Genomic DNA, 14241 nt, shown 5'->3' with positions numbered 1-14241 from the left:
CTGGCCGCTAACTCCCACCACTTCGCCAACTGGTTCGCGCTCTGCCCCTCGTGAGTGGCTATCTTCGCTATAGCGAATATCGCCACTCACAGGTCATTCGGGGCCGCGGGTGCGCAGCTCGTCGACCTTGGCCATGGCCTCGCGCAGGTCGGCGAGCCAGGTGTCGGCGTTGCGACCCACCAGGCGCACGGCCCAGGCAAGGGCGTCGGACCGCGAGCGCGCCACGCCCGAGTCGACCAGCGTGTCCAGCACCATCCGCTCGGCCTGGCGCAGCCGCGTCATCACCGGGACCGACGCGGTGGTGAAGAGCTCCTCGACGTCGCCGATCCGGGCGCCCCACGCGACCTTCCGCTGGTAGCGGTGCTCGGCCTGGCGGGCGATGTCGATCCGCTCGTCCCGCGTCTCCTCGCGGAAGCGCGAGATGCGCCCGGCCGCCGCGGCCGCCTTCTCGGCCCGCCCGGCGTCCGTGTCCGCGAAGTCGCCCTCCACCGCCGGCAGCTCGCCGACGATCACGATCTCCTCCCGGTCGATCGTCACGTCGGGCGCGCCGACGAACCAGTCGTCGGGCAGCCGGCCCCGCAGCCACGCGGCCGCGTCGCCCGTGTCCGGCAGGTCCGCCTGCTGCCACCCGCCGCGGGGCCCGCGCCCCTGGCCGCGCCCGCCGCCGTGCCAGCCCTTGTGCATCCGTCCCGTCATCCCGCACCTCCCGCTGCGATGCTTACGAGATTACACAGCAACACAAGGCACGTCAGAACGTTCTCCGACGGCGGACGGAAGCCTGAGGAGAGCGGAGTCAGAGAAGGGCGGCCAGCTCCTCCGGCGTGGTCACCGGCCGGTCGCACACGAACCCGCGGCAGACGTACGCGGCGGGCCGGTCCGCGACGAGCGGGCGGGAGGCCAGCAAGGGCACCCCCGGCGCGTCCGGGTCCCCCGGTACGACCACGCCGCCGCCCGGCACCAGCGCGCGGGCCCGGGCCAGGAGCTCCTCCCGGTCCGGGTCGCCGACGGGGCCGACCAGCGCGACCTGCGGCGGGCCGGAGGTCAGCGCCTCGGCGGCGGTCAGCCAGTGCCCGGCGAAGCGGGCGTGCCGGCCGAACAGCCCGCCGACGGCGTGCACGGACTCCTCGGCAAGCTCCCGGTACCGGCCGGAGTGCTCCTCGTCGGCCAGGACCGACGCGGTGAGCAGCGCGTTGGCCATCGCGGACCCGCCCGACGGCGTGGCGTTGTCGGTGATCTCGCGCGGCCGGTGCAGGAGCTCCTCGGCGTCGTCGGCGGTGTCGAACCAGCTCCCGGGGCCGTCGCCGCGGAACCGGGCGACGGCCAGGTCCAGGATCTCGACGGCGGCGGCGAGCCGCCCGGGGTCGCCGGTCGCCTGGTGCAGCGCGAGCAGGCCCTCGACGAGGGCGGCGTGGTCGTCGAGCACACCCACGGCCGTGCCCACCACGCCGTCACGCGAGGAGCGGCGGAGCCGACCGTCGACGACGTGCAGGCGCAGGAGCAGGTCGGCCGTCTCGTCCGCGGCGGCGACCCAGTCCAGCCGCCCGAGCGCCGCGCCCGCCTCGGCGAGCGCCTGCACCGCCAGGCCGTTCCACGCGGTGACGACCTTGTCGTCCCGCGCGGGTTGCGGGCGGGTGGAGCGGGCCGCGTACAGCACGGTGCGCACGCGCTCCCAGCGCTCGGGGTCGTCCGGGTCACGCAGCAGCTGCAGTGTCGACGCGCCGTGCTCGAAGGTGCCCGCCTCGGTCACCTCGAACAGCTGGGCGGCCCAGGTGGCGTCCTCCGGGGAGAGCACCTCGGCGAGCTGCGCCGGGGTCCACGAGTAGGTCAGGCCCTCGACGCCGTCCGTGTCGGCGTCGAGCGCGGAGGCGAAGCCGCCCTCGGGGGTCCGCAGGTCGGTGAGGAGGAACCCGGCCGTCTCCTCGGCCACCCGGGTCGCCAGCGGGGAGCCCGTACGGCGCGCCCAGTGCGCGTAGACACGCAGGAGCAGGGCGTTGTCGTAGAGCATCTTCTCGAAGTGCGGCACCACCCAGGCCGCGTCGACGCTGTACCGGGCGAACCCGCCGGCGAGCTGGTCGTACATGCCGCCGCGCGCCATGGCGTCGCAGGTCCGCTCGACCATCCGCAGGGCGTCGGCAGACCCGGTCCGCTCGTGGTGGCGCAGCAGGAACTCCAGCACCATCGACGGCGGGAACTTGGGTGCTCCCCCGAACCCGCCGCGCTCGGCGTCGAAGTCCGCGGCGAGACCGGCCACCGCGGCGTCGAGCACGTCCGGGCCGACCGCGACCGGCGTGGGTTCGGCCCGGGCGGCATCGGCCAACCGGGCCGCGATCTCGCCGGCGGTCCCACGGATCCGGGCGCCGTCCTCGGTCCAGGCCCGGGTGACGGCGTCGAGCAGCTGCCGGAAGCCGGGCATGCCGTGGCGCGGCGTGGGCGGGTAGTAGGTACCGCAGTGGAACGGCTCGCCGACCGGGGTGAGGAAGCAGGTCATCGGCCAGCCGCCCTGCCCGGTCATGGCCTGGGTCGCCGCCATGTAGACGGCGTCGATGTCCGGGCGCTCCTCGCGGTCGACCTTGATCGCCACGAAGTCCCGGTTGACCTGCACGGCCGTCTCCGAGTCGGAGAACGACTCGTGCGCCATCACGTGACACCAGTGGCAGGCGGCGTACCCGACGGAGAGCAGCACCGGGACGTCCCGGCGCTGCGCCTCCGCGAACGCCTCGTCGGACCACTCCCACCAGTCGATGGGGTTGTCCGCGTGCTGGAGCAGGTACGGGCTGGTCGCCTCCGCGAGCCGGTTGGGCATGCGCCCACCCTGTCACCGGCGGGCGCCACCCGCCGCCCGGACACCCCGGCACCGTCTCGGCGGACAGTCAGCGCGGGACCGGCGCGGGACCGGCGCGGGATCAGCGCGGGATCAGCGCGGGATCAGCGCGGGATCAGCGCGGGATCAGCGCGGGATCAGCGCGGGATCAGCGCGGGATCAGCGCGGGATCACCGCTGCTCGGGACGCTCCCCGGCGGCCGTGCCGCTGCCGTCGCGGGGCGCCTCGGCGGAGTCCGCGGCCGCGGTGTCCGCGCCGGCCTCCGTGCCGGCCTCACCGCCGGGCTCCTCGTCGAAGGACTGCGGCAGCCGCCGGATCCGTCGGCTCATCGACACGATCAGCGCGATCGTGGCCACCGCCAGGCACAGGATGACGACGAGTGCGACCGGCGAGGCCTTGCCGAACTCCTCGCCCTTGTCGGGCGGGGGCTCCGGGTTCTGCGCCAGGACCGTCGCAACCGTCGCCCCGATGGGCACGGCGCCCAGCTCGACCAGCACGTTCCGTCACTCCTCCGCAGGTCACGTCCTCGGAGGTCCAGGCTACGCGGGCCCGCACGACGCGCGTGCAGCCCCGGTCGGGGGCGCCGGTCGGGGGTCGCTCAGCCGGCCCGCAGCGCCGGCTCGCGCAGGCCCGCGAACAGGTCGTCCTCCGGGGTCGGGCTGGGCACGAGCGACCGGACCAGCTCGTACTCCTCCCACGGCCAGATCTCGCGCTGCACGTCCAGCGGCGTGAAGAACCAGCGGCTGGTCGGGTCGATCTGGGTGGCGTGGGCGCGCAGCGCGTCGTCCCGGCGGTCGAACCAGTCCGCGCACTCCACCCGCGTGGTGACCCGCTCGCCCGGGTCCGGCCGGTCCTTCCAGTTGGCGATCCACTCGGCGTACGGGGACTCGAGGCCGCGGGCCTTCAGCCCTTCGTCGAACGCGAGGATCCGCTTCTTGGAGAAGCCGTGCGAGTAGTAGAGCTTGAGCACCTGCCACGGCGCGCCGGCCCCGGGGAAGCGGTCCGGCTCCGCGGCCGCGTCGAACGCCGCCATCGACACCTCGTGGGTGCGGATGTGGTCCGGGTGCGGGTAGCCGCCGTTCTCGTCGTAGGTCACGAGGACGTGCGGCCGGAACTCGCGGATCACGCGGACCAGCGCCTCGGTGGACTCCTCCAACGGGACCAGCGCGAAGCAGCCCTCCGGCAGCGGCGGCTTGGGGTCGCCCTCGGGCAGACCGGAGTCGACGAAGCCGAGCCAGCGGTGCTGCACCCCGAGGATCTGCGCCGCCCGGGCCATCTCCTGCTTCCGGATGGCGGTCATGTTCTCGAGAACGTCCGGCCGGTCCATGGCCGGATTGAGGATGCTGCCCGCCTCGCCGCCGGTGGCCGTGACGACCATGACCTCGTGGCCCTCGTCGACGTACCGGGCCGTGGTCGCCGCACCCTTGCTCGACTCGTCGTCCGGGTGGGCGTGGACGGTCATCAGCCGCAACGGCTCGCGTTCGGACGTCATGGGTGACCGGGGTCCTTCCGTGTCCTCGCGCCCGCGGGGGCGGGCGGTGTGTCGCAGGGCCGGGGCGCCGCCTCGGCCGATCGAGGCCGATCCTGGCATGCACCACCGACGTTCTTCCCGCGGGAGGTCAACGCCGAACCCCCCGCGACTCTTCCCGGCCCCCGCCGACCAGCACAAACACCCTCCCCGGGAACTTCGTCGGACTCCCGACCGTTCGCCGAAGGACCGCGCCGAGCGGTCGGCCCCGTGCTAGGGTTGCTCGCACACGGCCCGCAGGCGGGTCGTGTTTTTCCTTACTCGGGGCCTGTAGGTGGACGGCCCCGAACGTGCCCGTGCGACGTGCCGGGCGCCCGGCCCGCGCGGTGCGGTGCCCGGTTCGCTGGAGGAGTGATGACCGTGACGGAGACTCAGGTGACCTGGCTCACCCAGGATGCCTTCGACCGGCTCAAGACGGAGCTCGACGAGCTGATCGCGAACCGTCCCGTCATCGCCGCCGAGATCAACGCCCGCCGCGAGGAGGGCGACCTCAAGGAGAACGGCGGCTACCACGCCGCCCGCGAGGAGCAGGGCCAACAGGAGGCCCGCATCCGTCAGCTGCAGGAGCTGCTGCGCACCGCCCAGGTCGGCACCTCGCCGACCAGCGCCGAGGAGGCGGCACCCGGCACCGTCCTCACCATCAAGTACGAGGACGACGACGACACCGAGAAGCTGCTGCTCGGCTCCCGCGAGGAGGGCAGCCACGGCGACCTGCAGGTGATCTCGCCGAACTCCCCGCTCGGCGCCGCGCTGCTGGGCGCCAAGAAGGGCGAGGACCGCCATTACGCGCTGCCCGACGGCGGCAGCATGCGGGTCACGCTCGTCGACATCCAGCCCTTCACCGGCTGACCCTCACGCCCCGAGCCGCGGATCGCCTTCCGGCACGCCGGTCACCGTCACGCGGTGACCGGCGACCCGCAGTGCGGTGACCAGCTCGCGGCAGTGCTCCGGGCCGCGCATCTCCAGGCTCACGGCCACGTCGACCTCCCCCATCGGGACGGTCGCGCTGATCCGGGTGTGCTCGACGTCGATCACGTTGGCGCCGAGCTCGCCCACCCGGGTCAGCAGCGTGGCCAGGGCGCCCGGGCGGTCCCCGATCCGCACGACCAGGGACAGGTAGCGCGCGGTCGCGGCCATGCCGTTCTGGATCACGTGCAGCAGGACCAGCGGGTCCACGTTGCCGCCGGACAGCACCGCGACCACGGGCGGGGTGAACCGCGCCGGGTCGTCGAGCAGGGCGGCCACGGGCGCGGCGCCGGCCGGTTCGACCAGCATCTTCGCCCGCTCCAGGCTGAACAGCAGGGCGCGGGAGAGCGCGTCCTCGCCGACCACGGTGAACTCGTCGACGAGGGCCTCGACCTGCCGGAAGGTGACGTCGCCGGGCCGCCCGACCGCGATGCCGTCGGCGATGGTCCGCATGCCGCCCAGCGGCACGGGTTCGCCGGCGGCCAGCGACGCGGGCCAGGCCGCTGCACCCGCGGCCTGGACGCCGACCACCCGCACCTCGGGCCGCTCCGCCTTGACGGCCGCGGCGATCCCGCCGAGCAGCCCCCCGCCGCCCGTCGCGACCAGGACGGTGGCGACGTCCGGCACCTGCTCGAGGATCTCCAGGCCGACCGTGCCCTGCCCGGCGATCACGTCCGGGTGGTCGAACGGGTGGATGAGCACCGCCCCGGTCCGCTCGGCGTGCTCGAGCGCGCCGGCCAGGGCCTCGTCGACGGTGGTCCCGCCGAGCCGGACATGCGCGCCGTAGCCCCGGGTCGCCTCGACCTTGGGCAGCGCGGCGCCCGCGGGCATGAACACGGTCGCGTCGATGCCCAGCAGCTTCGCGGCCAGGGCCACGCCCTGCGCGTGGTTGCCGGCGCTGGCGGCGACCACGCCGCGGGCCCGCTCGTCGTCGGACAGCCGGGCCAGCCGGGTGAACGCGCCGCGGATCTTGAACGAGCCGGTCCGCTGCAGGTTCTCGCACTTGAACCACACCGGCCCGCCCACCGCCTCGCCGAGCGCGCGGGACCGGGCGACCGGCGTGGTCCGGGTGACGCCGGCGAGCAGCTCACGGGCCCCCCGGACCTCCTCGATCCCGACCGGGGCCGCCGTCGAGGGACCACGGTCGACCGTTCGCAGGCCTGCCGTCCCGTTGTCGGCGTTCACCTCCGCATCGTGCCACCGGGCCCGGTAGCCTCGCGAACGGGCGGTTGTCGCGGGGGAGGCACGATGCGGGGCGGGGTGGGTCACCGGCCGACGGGTGGGCCGAAGGGCGCCCGCGCGGCGGTCCCGCTGCTCGCCGCCGCGGTGCTCGGCACGCTCGCGATCGTCACCGTGGAGCAGGCGGGCTGCGCCGACCCGGGCCACTACGTCGCCGTCCCCGGCGGGTACGAGCTCGTCGGCGGCTGCCTCTCCCCCGACGACCTCGTGATCCCCGCCGCCCCCGCGGCCCCGACCTCGGTCCTTCCCGCGGCCCCGGTACCCCCGCGCTCGTAGAGGCGCCTTGTGGACCAGGTAGGGGCACGGCCGGCCGCGACGGCCGCACGTGGCGAGCCGCTCAGGTCCAGCGCTCGATGAACTCGGCCGTCGCGGCGTTCACGGCCGGGGCGTCGGAGGCGCTCAGGAAGTGCTGGCCGCCGTCGACGACCTGCAGCCGCGCGTCACGGGAGCGGACGAACATCCGGATCTCCTCCTCGGCGTTGGGAACCGAGTAGACCGCGTCGGCGGTGCCGTGCAGCCAGAGGACCGGGCAGCGGACCTCGTCGAGCCTGCCGTGCAGCCCGTCCCGGTCCCGCAGGTTGATCGTGCTGACCCGCAGCCGGTGCCGGCCGTCGTCGCCGGTGTAGTTGCGGCGGTACTCGGCGATCCAGAAGGCCCGCTCGTCGGCGGCCACGTTCGGGCCCAGCCCCGCCTCGAGGACGCCGTCGACGAACTCGTCCGGGACGACCCAGTCGTCGCCGACGGACCCGGCGAGGCCGTCCACGGAGGGCGTGCAGAAGGCGATCCCGTCCCAGCAGCCCAGGTCGCGGCTGCGCGCGCTCTCGTAGTCCATCGAGGTGCCGAGCGGGACGACGCCCCGTACGACGTCGGGGGCGAGCAGTGCCATGCGGACCGCGACCCACCCGCCCTGCGAGGTGCCCAGGACGAAGGCGTCGCGGATCCCGAGCTGCTCGAGGACCTGGAGGTTCGCGATCGCACTGTCCCAGTAGGTGAAGTGCGAGTACGTGGCTCGGGTCCGGCCGTGCCCGTACAGCTCGATGGCGAGCAGGTTGGCCCTCGAGGTCAGGGCGGGATCGGCGAACTGGGGGCGGTACAGCTCAGCGGAGGTGGTGAACGAGTTGACCAGGACCAGCGTCGGGAGGGCGGGGTCGTAGGGATGGGCGAACGAGTAGCCGACGGTCGAGCCGCCGAGGTGCGAGACGGTCACGGTGCTCATGGGGTGTCCTTCCGCGGGGCGTCGAGATAGTGGTGGACGAGGCGTCCGGCCGGCATTCCCGGTAGGCGGTCGGATCCGGGGGTCGTCACTCGTCCTCCTCGTCGAGCTCACGCCGCCGGGCTACGGCGGACCGCCACGCACGTCCCGCAGGCGCTCCCGGCGGGGTCTCCCCGTAGCGCTCGCACGAGCGCCACGGGGAGACCGGGGTCAGGACGCGGCCGCGTCGAGGGCGGTGCGGAGGTCCTCGACCAGGTCCTCGGCGTCCTCGATGCCCACGGAGAGCCGGACCAGGGAGTCCGGCACCTCCAGCGCCGAGCCCGCCACCGAGGCGTGCGTCATCTGGCCGGGGTGCTCGATCAGCGACTCGACGCCGCCGAGGGACTCGGCGAGCGTGAACAGCTGTGTCGAGGCGCAGACCTTCAGTGCGGCCTCCTTCCCGCCCGCGACCAGGAAGGACACCATCCCGCCGAAGCGGCGCATCTGCTTCGCGGCGACCTCGTGGCCCGGGTGGCCGGGCAGGCCCGGGTAGAGGACCTGCGCAACGGCGGGGTGCGCGGCCAGGGCGTCGGCGATCCGCTCGGCGTTGTCGCTGTGCCGCTCCATCCGCACCGCGAGGGTCTTGGCGCCGCGCAGCGTCAGCCAGGCGTCGAACGGGCCGGGGACCGAGCCCACGGAGTTCTGGGTGAAGCGGAGCTGCTCGGCGAGCTCGTCGTCGTCGAGCACCAGTGCGCCGCCGACGACGTCCGAGTGGCCGCCGACGTACTTGGTCGTGGAGTGCAGCACGACGTCCGCGCCGAGGGCCAGCGGCTGCTGCAGGTAGGGCGAGGCGAAGGTGTTGTCGACGACGAGCCGGGCGCCCGCCCCGCGCGTGACCTCGGCCAGGGCCGCGATGTCGGCGATCCCGAGCAGCGGGTTGGTCGGGGTCTCGCACCACACGACCTTGGTGGTCGGGCGCAGCGCGGCCCGCAGCGCGTCGACGTCGGCCAGGTCGACGGTCGAGTACTCCACGCCCCACTGCGTGAGCACCTTGTCGACCAGCCGGAACGTGCCGCCGTAGGCGTCGTGCGGGATGACGAGGTGGTCGCCCGGCCTGACCAGCACCCGCAGCAGGACGTCCGACGCGCCCATGCCCGAGCCGAACGCGAAGCCGTGCCGCCCGCCCTCCAGCGCCGCCAGACACTCCTGCAGCGCGGTGCGGGTGGGGTTGGCGGAGCGGGAGTACTCGTACCCGCCGCGCAGCCCGCCGACGCCGTCCTGGGCGAAGGTCGAGCTGGCGTGGATCGGGACGATCACCGCGCCCGTGGTCGGGTCGGGGTCCTGGCCGGCGTGGATGGCCCGGGTGGAGAAGCCGCGCATGGCCGCGAGGCTACGCGGGTCCCGGCACCTCCATGCCCACCAGGACCGCCCGGTGGTCCGTGCCCGGCAGGTCGACGATCTCGTACCGGGTCGTGGTCGCCTCGCGCGGCACGAGCACGTGGTCGATCCGGATGCCGGCCCACCGGGGCAGCGCCGCGTGGTACGTGCCGGTCAGGCCCCTGCCGGTGCCCTCGGCGGCGTCGCGCACGTCGGTCAGCGCGCGGCGCAGCGGGCCGTGGTCGAGGGTCGCGTTGAGGTCCCCGGCGACGATCGGCGCGGGCAGCGCGGCACACCATCGGGCGATGCTGTCCATGTCCCGCGACCACACGCGGGCCTGCCAGCGGGCCAACGGTGCCTGCGGGTGCACGGCGTGGAAGCGGCGGTTGCCCAGCAGCCCGCCCCGCGCCCAGAGGTGCTGGCGGCGCAGCTCCGGCCCGGAGCCGACCTCCACGTCGCCCATCCGGTCCGCGACGAGCAGGGTGACCGACCAGCCGTCGGGCTTGCCCGGTTCGGTGGAGACCCAGGAGCGGTAGCCGAGGCCGTCGAGCAGCGGCATCAGCTTGTCCCGGTACTCGAGCCCGGACTCCGGCAGCGACACGAGGTCGGGGCGCTCGCGCGCGATCAGGGCGGCGAGCGCGCCGGCGTCGGCCTTGCCGTCCCAGACGTTGGCGGCCAGCACGGTCACGTTCGCGGTGCCGCCGGGCCGGCGGCGCGGCACGACCCGTCCGACCAGCCCCGCCGCCCCCGCTGCCGCGACCGCGCCCACCGCGAGCGCGGCCGGGCGGGTGGGCCGGGCCAGGGCGAGGACACCCGCGGCGACCGCCGCCGCGGCCGTGGTGTGCGGACGCAGCGCGCCGAGCGCGGTGAAGGGGTGCCGCCGGTCGAGCCCCAGCCGGTCCGGCAGGACGACGGCGGCGGCGCCCGCGCCGAACACGGTCGCGAGCAGGGATCTCCGCATGGGCCCGACGGTAGCCGCGCCGCCTGAGGGGCCCCTGTGAGCGGCGGCGCCCAGCGGGGTCAGCCGAGGAACGCCAGGACGTCCGAGCGGGTGACGACGCCGGCGGGCTTGCCGTCGACCAGGACCAGCGCGCCGTCCGCGGCGGCGAAGGCCCCCATCGCCGTCTCCAGCGGCTCCCCCGCGCCGATCGTGGGCAGCGGCGGGGACATGTGCTGGTCGAGCCGGTCGGAGAGCTTGGCGCGGTTGGTGAACAGCAGGTCGAGGATGTCCCGCTCCACCACCGACCCGACGACCTCGGCCGCCATCACCGGCGGCTCGGCGCGGACCACCGGCATCTGCGAGACGTGGAACTCCCGCAGGTAGTGCACGGCGTCGGCGACCGTCTCGTTCGGGTGGGCGTGCACCAGGTCGGGCAGCGTGCCGTCCTTGCGCCGCAGCACGTCCCCGACCGTGGCGCCCGCGCTCGGCGGGAGGAAGCCGTAGCTGGCCATCCACGAGTCGTTGAAGACCTTGCCGAGGTAGCCGCGGCCGCCGTCGGGCAGCAGGACGACGATCACCGAGTCCGGCGGGGCGGTCTGCGCCACCCGCAGCGCCGCGACCACGGCCATCCCGCACGAGCCGCCGACCAGCAGCGCCTCCTCGCGGGCGAGCCGGCGGGTCATGTGGAAGGAGTCCGCGTCGGAGACGGCGACGATCTCGTCGCACACCTCCTTGTCGTAGGTCGTCGGCCAGAAGTCCTCGCCGACGCCCTCGACCAGGTACGGCCGCCCGGTCCCGCCCGAGTACACCGAGCCCTCGGGGTCGGCGCCGACCACCCGGACCCGGCCCCCGGAGACCTCCTTGAGGTACCGCCCGGTGCCGGAGATCGTGCCGCCGGTGCCGATGCCGGCCACGAAGTGCGTGATCCGGCCCTCGGTCTGCTCCCAGATCTCCGGCCCGGTCGCCTCGTAGTGCGACGCAGGGTTGTTCCTGTTGGCGTACTGGTTCGGCTTCCAGGCGCCCTCGATCTCGCGGACCAGCCGGTCCGACGTCGAGTAGTACGAGTCGGGGTGGTCGGGGTCGACCGCCGTGGGGCACACGACGACCTCGGCGCCGTAGGCCTTGAGCACGTTGCGCTTGTCCTCGCCGACCTTGTCCGGGCAGACGAACACGCACTTGTAGCCGCGGCGCTGGGCGATCATGGCCAGGCCGATGCCGGTGTTGCCCGACGTCGGCTCGACGATCGTGCCGCCGGGCCGCAGCTCGCCGGAGGCCTCCGCCTCGTCGACCATCTTCAGCGCGATGCGGTCCTTCACGCTGCCGCCGGGGTTCATGTACTCGACCTTCGCCAGCACCAGCGGGGACAGGCCCTCGGCGATGCCGCCCAGCTTCACCAGCGGGGTGTTCCCGACGAGGTCGGAGATGTGCTCGGCGTAGCGCATGCCGCCATCGTGCCCGATGGCTCAGCGCGACGGAGCGCGCGGTTCCGCCCCGGCGGCCACGGCGACGCCCACGCCACCCGGCGGGGCGAGGCCGTGCCCACTCCGGTCGGCCGGGAGCCGGGTGAGGGCGTAGGCCGTGGCCGCCATCGCGACCACCAGCAGCACGGCGAGCACCGCGACGGCGACCTGCAGCCGCCGGGTCCGCCGCGGCCCGCCCGCCTCCTCGCGCGCCCGGCTCGCGGTCAGGAACTCGTGCTCGAGCGGGTAGAGCTCGGCAGGCTCCGCCGCCGCGAACGCCGACGCCTCGGCCAGCGCGCGGCCACCGAGGAGCGCGCCCTCGTCCCGGCCGCTGTCGTGCCAGATCCGCGCGCCCTCGGTGACCGTGCCGCGCCCCGGTCGGCGCTCGCGGTCCTCCCTGACCCAGCCGGCCAGCCGCGGCCACGCCCGCAGCACGACGTCGTGGGCGAGCTCGAGCGTGCCCTCCCCGGCGACCAGGAGCCGGGCGGCGACCAGCGCCTCGACGGTCGCGTCGGTCTCGGCGGCCGGCCCGGCGTCGAGCCCGTGGGTGAGCCCGAAGCGGCGGATGCGCCGGCGCACGGGGTCGGCGACGCCCGCCGCTCCCGGCACCCGGACGAGCCGCAGCAGCAGGGGCCGGACCAGCACCCGGCGCTCCGGCGGGAGAGCCGCGTAGGCGGCCTCGGCGGTGCGCTCGACCGCACCGTGCACCCCGCCCGCCTCGCGGTGGTGCGCGATGGTGATCTCCGGCCCGCCGGTCGTGGTGGTCCGCTCCCAGGCGGCGGCGAGGGCCAGGGCCAGCAGGGGCAACGCCCCCGGCGGCGACGACGGCGCGCCGGGCGGCACCCCGAGCTCCCCCAGCGCGAGCTCGGCCAGCCCGTCGGCGGCCGGGAACCCGGCCGCGCGGGCGGGCCCGGTGACGACCTCGTGCAGCTGCGCCGCGGACATCCCGGGTACGCGCACCGGGTCGCGGGCGAGCTCGCCCAGCGCGGCGAGGGCGTCCTCGCGGATCCCGAGCAGCACGACCCGGCCGGCCGGCACCGCGCCGAGCGCCTCCCGCAGCGGCCCCGCCTCCGCGGCGCGGTGGACGTCGTCGACCAGTACGGTCGTCGCCTCACCGAGCAGGGCCGCGAGATCGGCGTCCGGGGCCGCCCCGACGACGTCACCGAGCACCGGCTGCACCCCGGCCCGCAGCAGCGAGCTCGTTCCGGCCCCGGACGGCCCGGTCACCACGACGACCCCGCCCGCCGCCCGCGCGTCCCGGACCCGCCCGACGATCTCGGCCACGAGGTCGGCCCGCCCGGGCAACCGCCCCTCGACCGGCGCGGCGCCGGGATACGGGCGCAACCCGGGCGGCGGCTTCGACGGCGCCGCGGCCGCACGTCGCAGCGCGGCCCGCCACCGCTCGCGCACGGGATCGGCAGCGGCCACGCCGAACGCCGTGAGCAGGGCGTCGAGCCGGACCGGGGAGGGCAGCGACCGGCCCTGCACGTAGTCCCGGAAGGTGGTGAACGGCAGCAGCGGCACGCCCGACTCCTGCGTGCGCTTGGCGAGCGCGCGGAAGCTCAGCCCGGTCGCGTCCTTCATCCGGCCCAGCTGCTCGGCCAGCCCCGCCCGGTCGGCGACGACGTCCGGATCGCCGGACGGCTGCGGCGGCATACCCCGGCTCCCCCTCGGCGACCGCGCCCGGGGCCGTCCCCGGGGTGCCGGGGCAGGATAGGGCGGCACGGCGGTCGCGTGCGTCGTCCGGCACCGGTGCCGGATGGCGACGTCAGAGGCCGGACCGGCTGTACGAAGTTGTACGAGTCCCCGTCGGTGCGTCTCTCCGGAGCACGCCGGCCGTCCGTTCGGACTAGATTCCGGGGTTCCGACGTGGGTGGCGGCCGGAGGGGCACGCCGCCGTCGCCCGTGTCGCCGCGCTCCCCGACCGGGTCGCCCGGCCCGGTCCCGAGCACCCGCGGCGCCCACCACCGCCGGGCGCCGCGGGCCCCGTCCCGTCCCGTGCCCCGTTGTGAGGACCGGAGGAGGCAGACGTCGGGTGCACGCGGGCGAGGAGGGGTCCCGCGGGGAGGACGGAACGGGGTCGTGGGCCCCGGGCCGGCGCCCCGCCCGTCGGATCCCGGACCGCACCGCCGAGCTCGACGCCCGCCTCACGGATCTCGCCCGGGTCGCCGCCGACGGCGACCGGCGCGCGCTCGACGCGCTGCTGCGTGCCGCGAACCCCCTGCTGGTCCGCTACTGCCGGGGCCGGCTCGGACACCGGGCGCCGGGTCTCGCGACCCCCGAGGACGTCGCCCAGGAGGTGGTGATGGCGGTCTGCACGGCCCTGCCGCGCTACCGGGACCTGGTGACGCCGTTCATGGCCTTCGCGTACGGGATCGCGCGAAACAAGATCGCCGACGCGTACCGCGCGGCGGCCCGTGACCGCTCCGACCCGTCCGACGACCTGCCGGAGGCCACGGACGTGCGGGCCGGGCCGGAGGCCGCCGCGGTCGGCGCGGCGCAGATGACGGAGCTGATGGCGCTGATCGACCGGCTGCCCGCCCAGCAGCGGGAGATCGTAGTGCTCCGCGTGCTCGGCGAGCTGTCCGCCGAGGAGACGGCCACGGCCGTGGGCTCGACCCCTGGCGCGGTGCGGGTGGCGCAGCACCGGGCGCTCGCGAAACTCAGGACCTGGCTGAACGAGGGGTGAGCGCGGTGCCGTGCGGCAGCCCGCCGCAC

Annotated in this window: 13 protein-coding genes; 3 read left to right on the top strand and 10 right to left on the bottom strand. The window is 75.3% G+C overall.

What is annotated here, in order from left to right; translation table 11 throughout:
- Positions 1-93 precede the first annotated feature (93 nt).
- The 4 genes from AB0B41_RS06670 to mca all read right to left on the bottom strand — a co-directional run bounded on the left by AB0B41_RS06670 (position 94) and on the right by mca (position 4313).
- The gene (locus AB0B41_RS06670; protein ID WP_358199992.1) at positions 94-684 is read right to left on the bottom strand and encodes a hypothetical protein; all 591 of its coding nucleotides are present in this window, start codon (positions 682-684) and stop codon (positions 94-96) included.
- A gap of 109 nt (positions 685-793) precedes the next feature.
- Positions 794-2803, bottom strand: coding sequence for a thioredoxin domain-containing protein (locus AB0B41_RS06665; RefSeq protein ID WP_358199748.1), 2010 nt, complete (start codon positions 2801-2803; stop codon positions 794-796).
- Positions 2804-2991: 188 nt separating this feature from the next.
- Positions 2992-3318 carry a hypothetical protein gene (locus tag AB0B41_RS06660; RefSeq protein ID WP_358199746.1) on the bottom strand — a complete coding sequence of 109 codons (327 nt, stop codon included), beginning with the start codon at positions 3316-3318 and terminating at the stop codon, positions 2992-2994.
- A gap of 101 nt (positions 3319-3419) precedes the next feature.
- A complete protein-coding gene (mca, locus tag AB0B41_RS06655) occupies positions 3420-4313 on the bottom strand; it encodes a mycothiol conjugate amidase Mca (RefSeq protein ID WP_358199744.1) in 894 nt (297 codons plus the stop codon).
- A 396-nt stretch (positions 4314-4709) separates the two neighbouring features.
- Here mca and greA point away from each other — a divergent pair, with 396 nt between their 5' ends.
- Positions 4710-5198 carry a transcription elongation factor GreA gene (greA, locus tag AB0B41_RS06650; protein WP_358199741.1) on the top strand — a complete coding sequence of 163 codons (489 nt, stop codon included), beginning with the start codon at positions 4710-4712 and terminating at the stop codon, positions 5196-5198.
- 3 nt (positions 5199-5201) lie between these two features.
- Here the strand turns inward: greA and ilvA are convergent, their stop codons facing one another.
- Positions 5202-6428, bottom strand: coding sequence for a threonine ammonia-lyase (gene ilvA, locus AB0B41_RS06645; protein WP_358199990.1), 1227 nt, complete (start codon positions 6426-6428; stop codon positions 5202-5204).
- A gap of 135 nt (positions 6429-6563) precedes the next feature.
- Between ilvA and AB0B41_RS06640 the strand changes: the two genes are divergently transcribed.
- Positions 6564-6830, top strand: coding sequence for a hypothetical protein (locus AB0B41_RS06640; RefSeq protein ID WP_358199739.1), 267 nt, complete (start codon positions 6564-6566; stop codon positions 6828-6830).
- A gap of 61 nt (positions 6831-6891) precedes the next feature.
- Here the strand turns inward: AB0B41_RS06640 and AB0B41_RS06635 are convergent, their stop codons facing one another.
- The 5 genes from AB0B41_RS06635 to AB0B41_RS06615 all read right to left on the bottom strand — a co-directional run bounded on the left by AB0B41_RS06635 (position 6892) and on the right by AB0B41_RS06615 (position 13179).
- A complete protein-coding gene (locus tag AB0B41_RS06635) occupies positions 6892-7770 on the bottom strand; it encodes an alpha/beta hydrolase (protein ID WP_358199737.1) in 879 nt (292 codons plus the stop codon).
- A 207-nt stretch (positions 7771-7977) separates the two neighbouring features.
- Entirely contained in the window at positions 7978-9126 is a 1149-nt protein-coding gene (locus tag AB0B41_RS06630; protein WP_358199735.1) for a cystathionine gamma-synthase, read from the bottom strand.
- A 10-nt stretch (positions 9127-9136) separates the two neighbouring features.
- Complete coding sequence (locus AB0B41_RS06625; protein WP_358199733.1) at positions 9137-10084, bottom strand: endonuclease/exonuclease/phosphatase family protein; 948 nt, start codon at positions 10082-10084, stop codon at positions 9137-9139.
- Between the two features lie 59 nt (positions 10085-10143).
- Positions 10144-11505: a cystathionine beta-synthase gene (locus AB0B41_RS06620; protein WP_358199731.1), complete on the bottom strand. Its 1362-nt coding sequence runs from the start codon at positions 11503-11505 to the stop codon at positions 10144-10146.
- Between the two features lie 21 nt (positions 11506-11526).
- Entirely contained in the window at positions 11527-13179 is a 1653-nt protein-coding gene (locus AB0B41_RS06615; protein WP_358199729.1) for a helix-turn-helix domain-containing protein, read from the bottom strand.
- A gap of 379 nt (positions 13180-13558) precedes the next feature.
- Here AB0B41_RS06615 and shbA point away from each other — a divergent pair, with 379 nt between their 5' ends.
- On the top strand, positions 13559-14212 hold the full coding sequence (gene shbA / locus AB0B41_RS06610; RefSeq protein ID WP_358199727.1) for an RNA polymerase sigma factor ShbA: 654 nt from the start codon (positions 13559-13561) through the stop codon (positions 14210-14212).
- The last annotated feature ends 29 nt before the right edge of the window (positions 14213-14241 follow it).

Source organism: Pseudonocardia sp. NPDC049154 (assembly GCF_040648315.1).
In the GTDB taxonomy this organism is placed as follows: Bacteria; Actinomycetota; Actinomycetes; order Mycobacteriales; family Pseudonocardiaceae; genus Pseudonocardia.
This window is presented reverse-complemented; position numbering and strand designations above follow the sequence as displayed.

Excerpts from the sequence above, each read along its gene's own strand:
- AB0B41_RS06635 (WP_358199737.1), bottom strand. The coding sequence starts at position 7,770 with ATGAGCACCGTGACCGTCTCGCACCTCGGCGGCTCGACCGTCGGCTAC.
- AB0B41_RS06615 (WP_358199729.1), bottom strand. The coding sequence starts at position 13,179 with ATGCCGCCGCAGCCGTCCGGCGATCCGGACGTCGTCGCCGACCGGGCG.
- AB0B41_RS06640 (WP_358199739.1), top strand. The coding sequence starts at position 6,564 with ATGCGGGGCGGGGTGGGTCACCGGCCGACGGGTGGGCCGAAGGGCGCC.
- AB0B41_RS06625 (WP_358199733.1), bottom strand. The coding sequence starts at position 10,084 with ATGCGGAGATCCCTGCTCGCGACCGTGTTCGGCGCGGGCGCCGCCGCC.
- AB0B41_RS06630 (WP_358199735.1), bottom strand. The coding sequence starts at position 9,126 with ATGCGCGGCTTCTCCACCCGGGCCATCCACGCCGGCCAGGACCCCGAC.
- AB0B41_RS06620 (WP_358199731.1), bottom strand. The coding sequence starts at position 11,505 with ATGCGCTACGCCGAGCACATCTCCGACCTCGTCGGGAACACCCCGCTG.
- AB0B41_RS06665 (WP_358199748.1), bottom strand. The coding sequence starts at position 2,803 with ATGCCCAACCGGCTCGCGGAGGCGACCAGCCCGTACCTGCTCCAGCAC.
- mca (WP_358199744.1), bottom strand. The coding sequence starts at position 4,313 with ATGACGTCCGAACGCGAGCCGTTGCGGCTGATGACCGTCCACGCCCAC.
- AB0B41_RS06670 (WP_358199992.1), bottom strand. The coding sequence starts at position 684 with ATGCACAAGGGCTGGCACGGCGGCGGGCGCGGCCAGGGGCGCGGGCCC.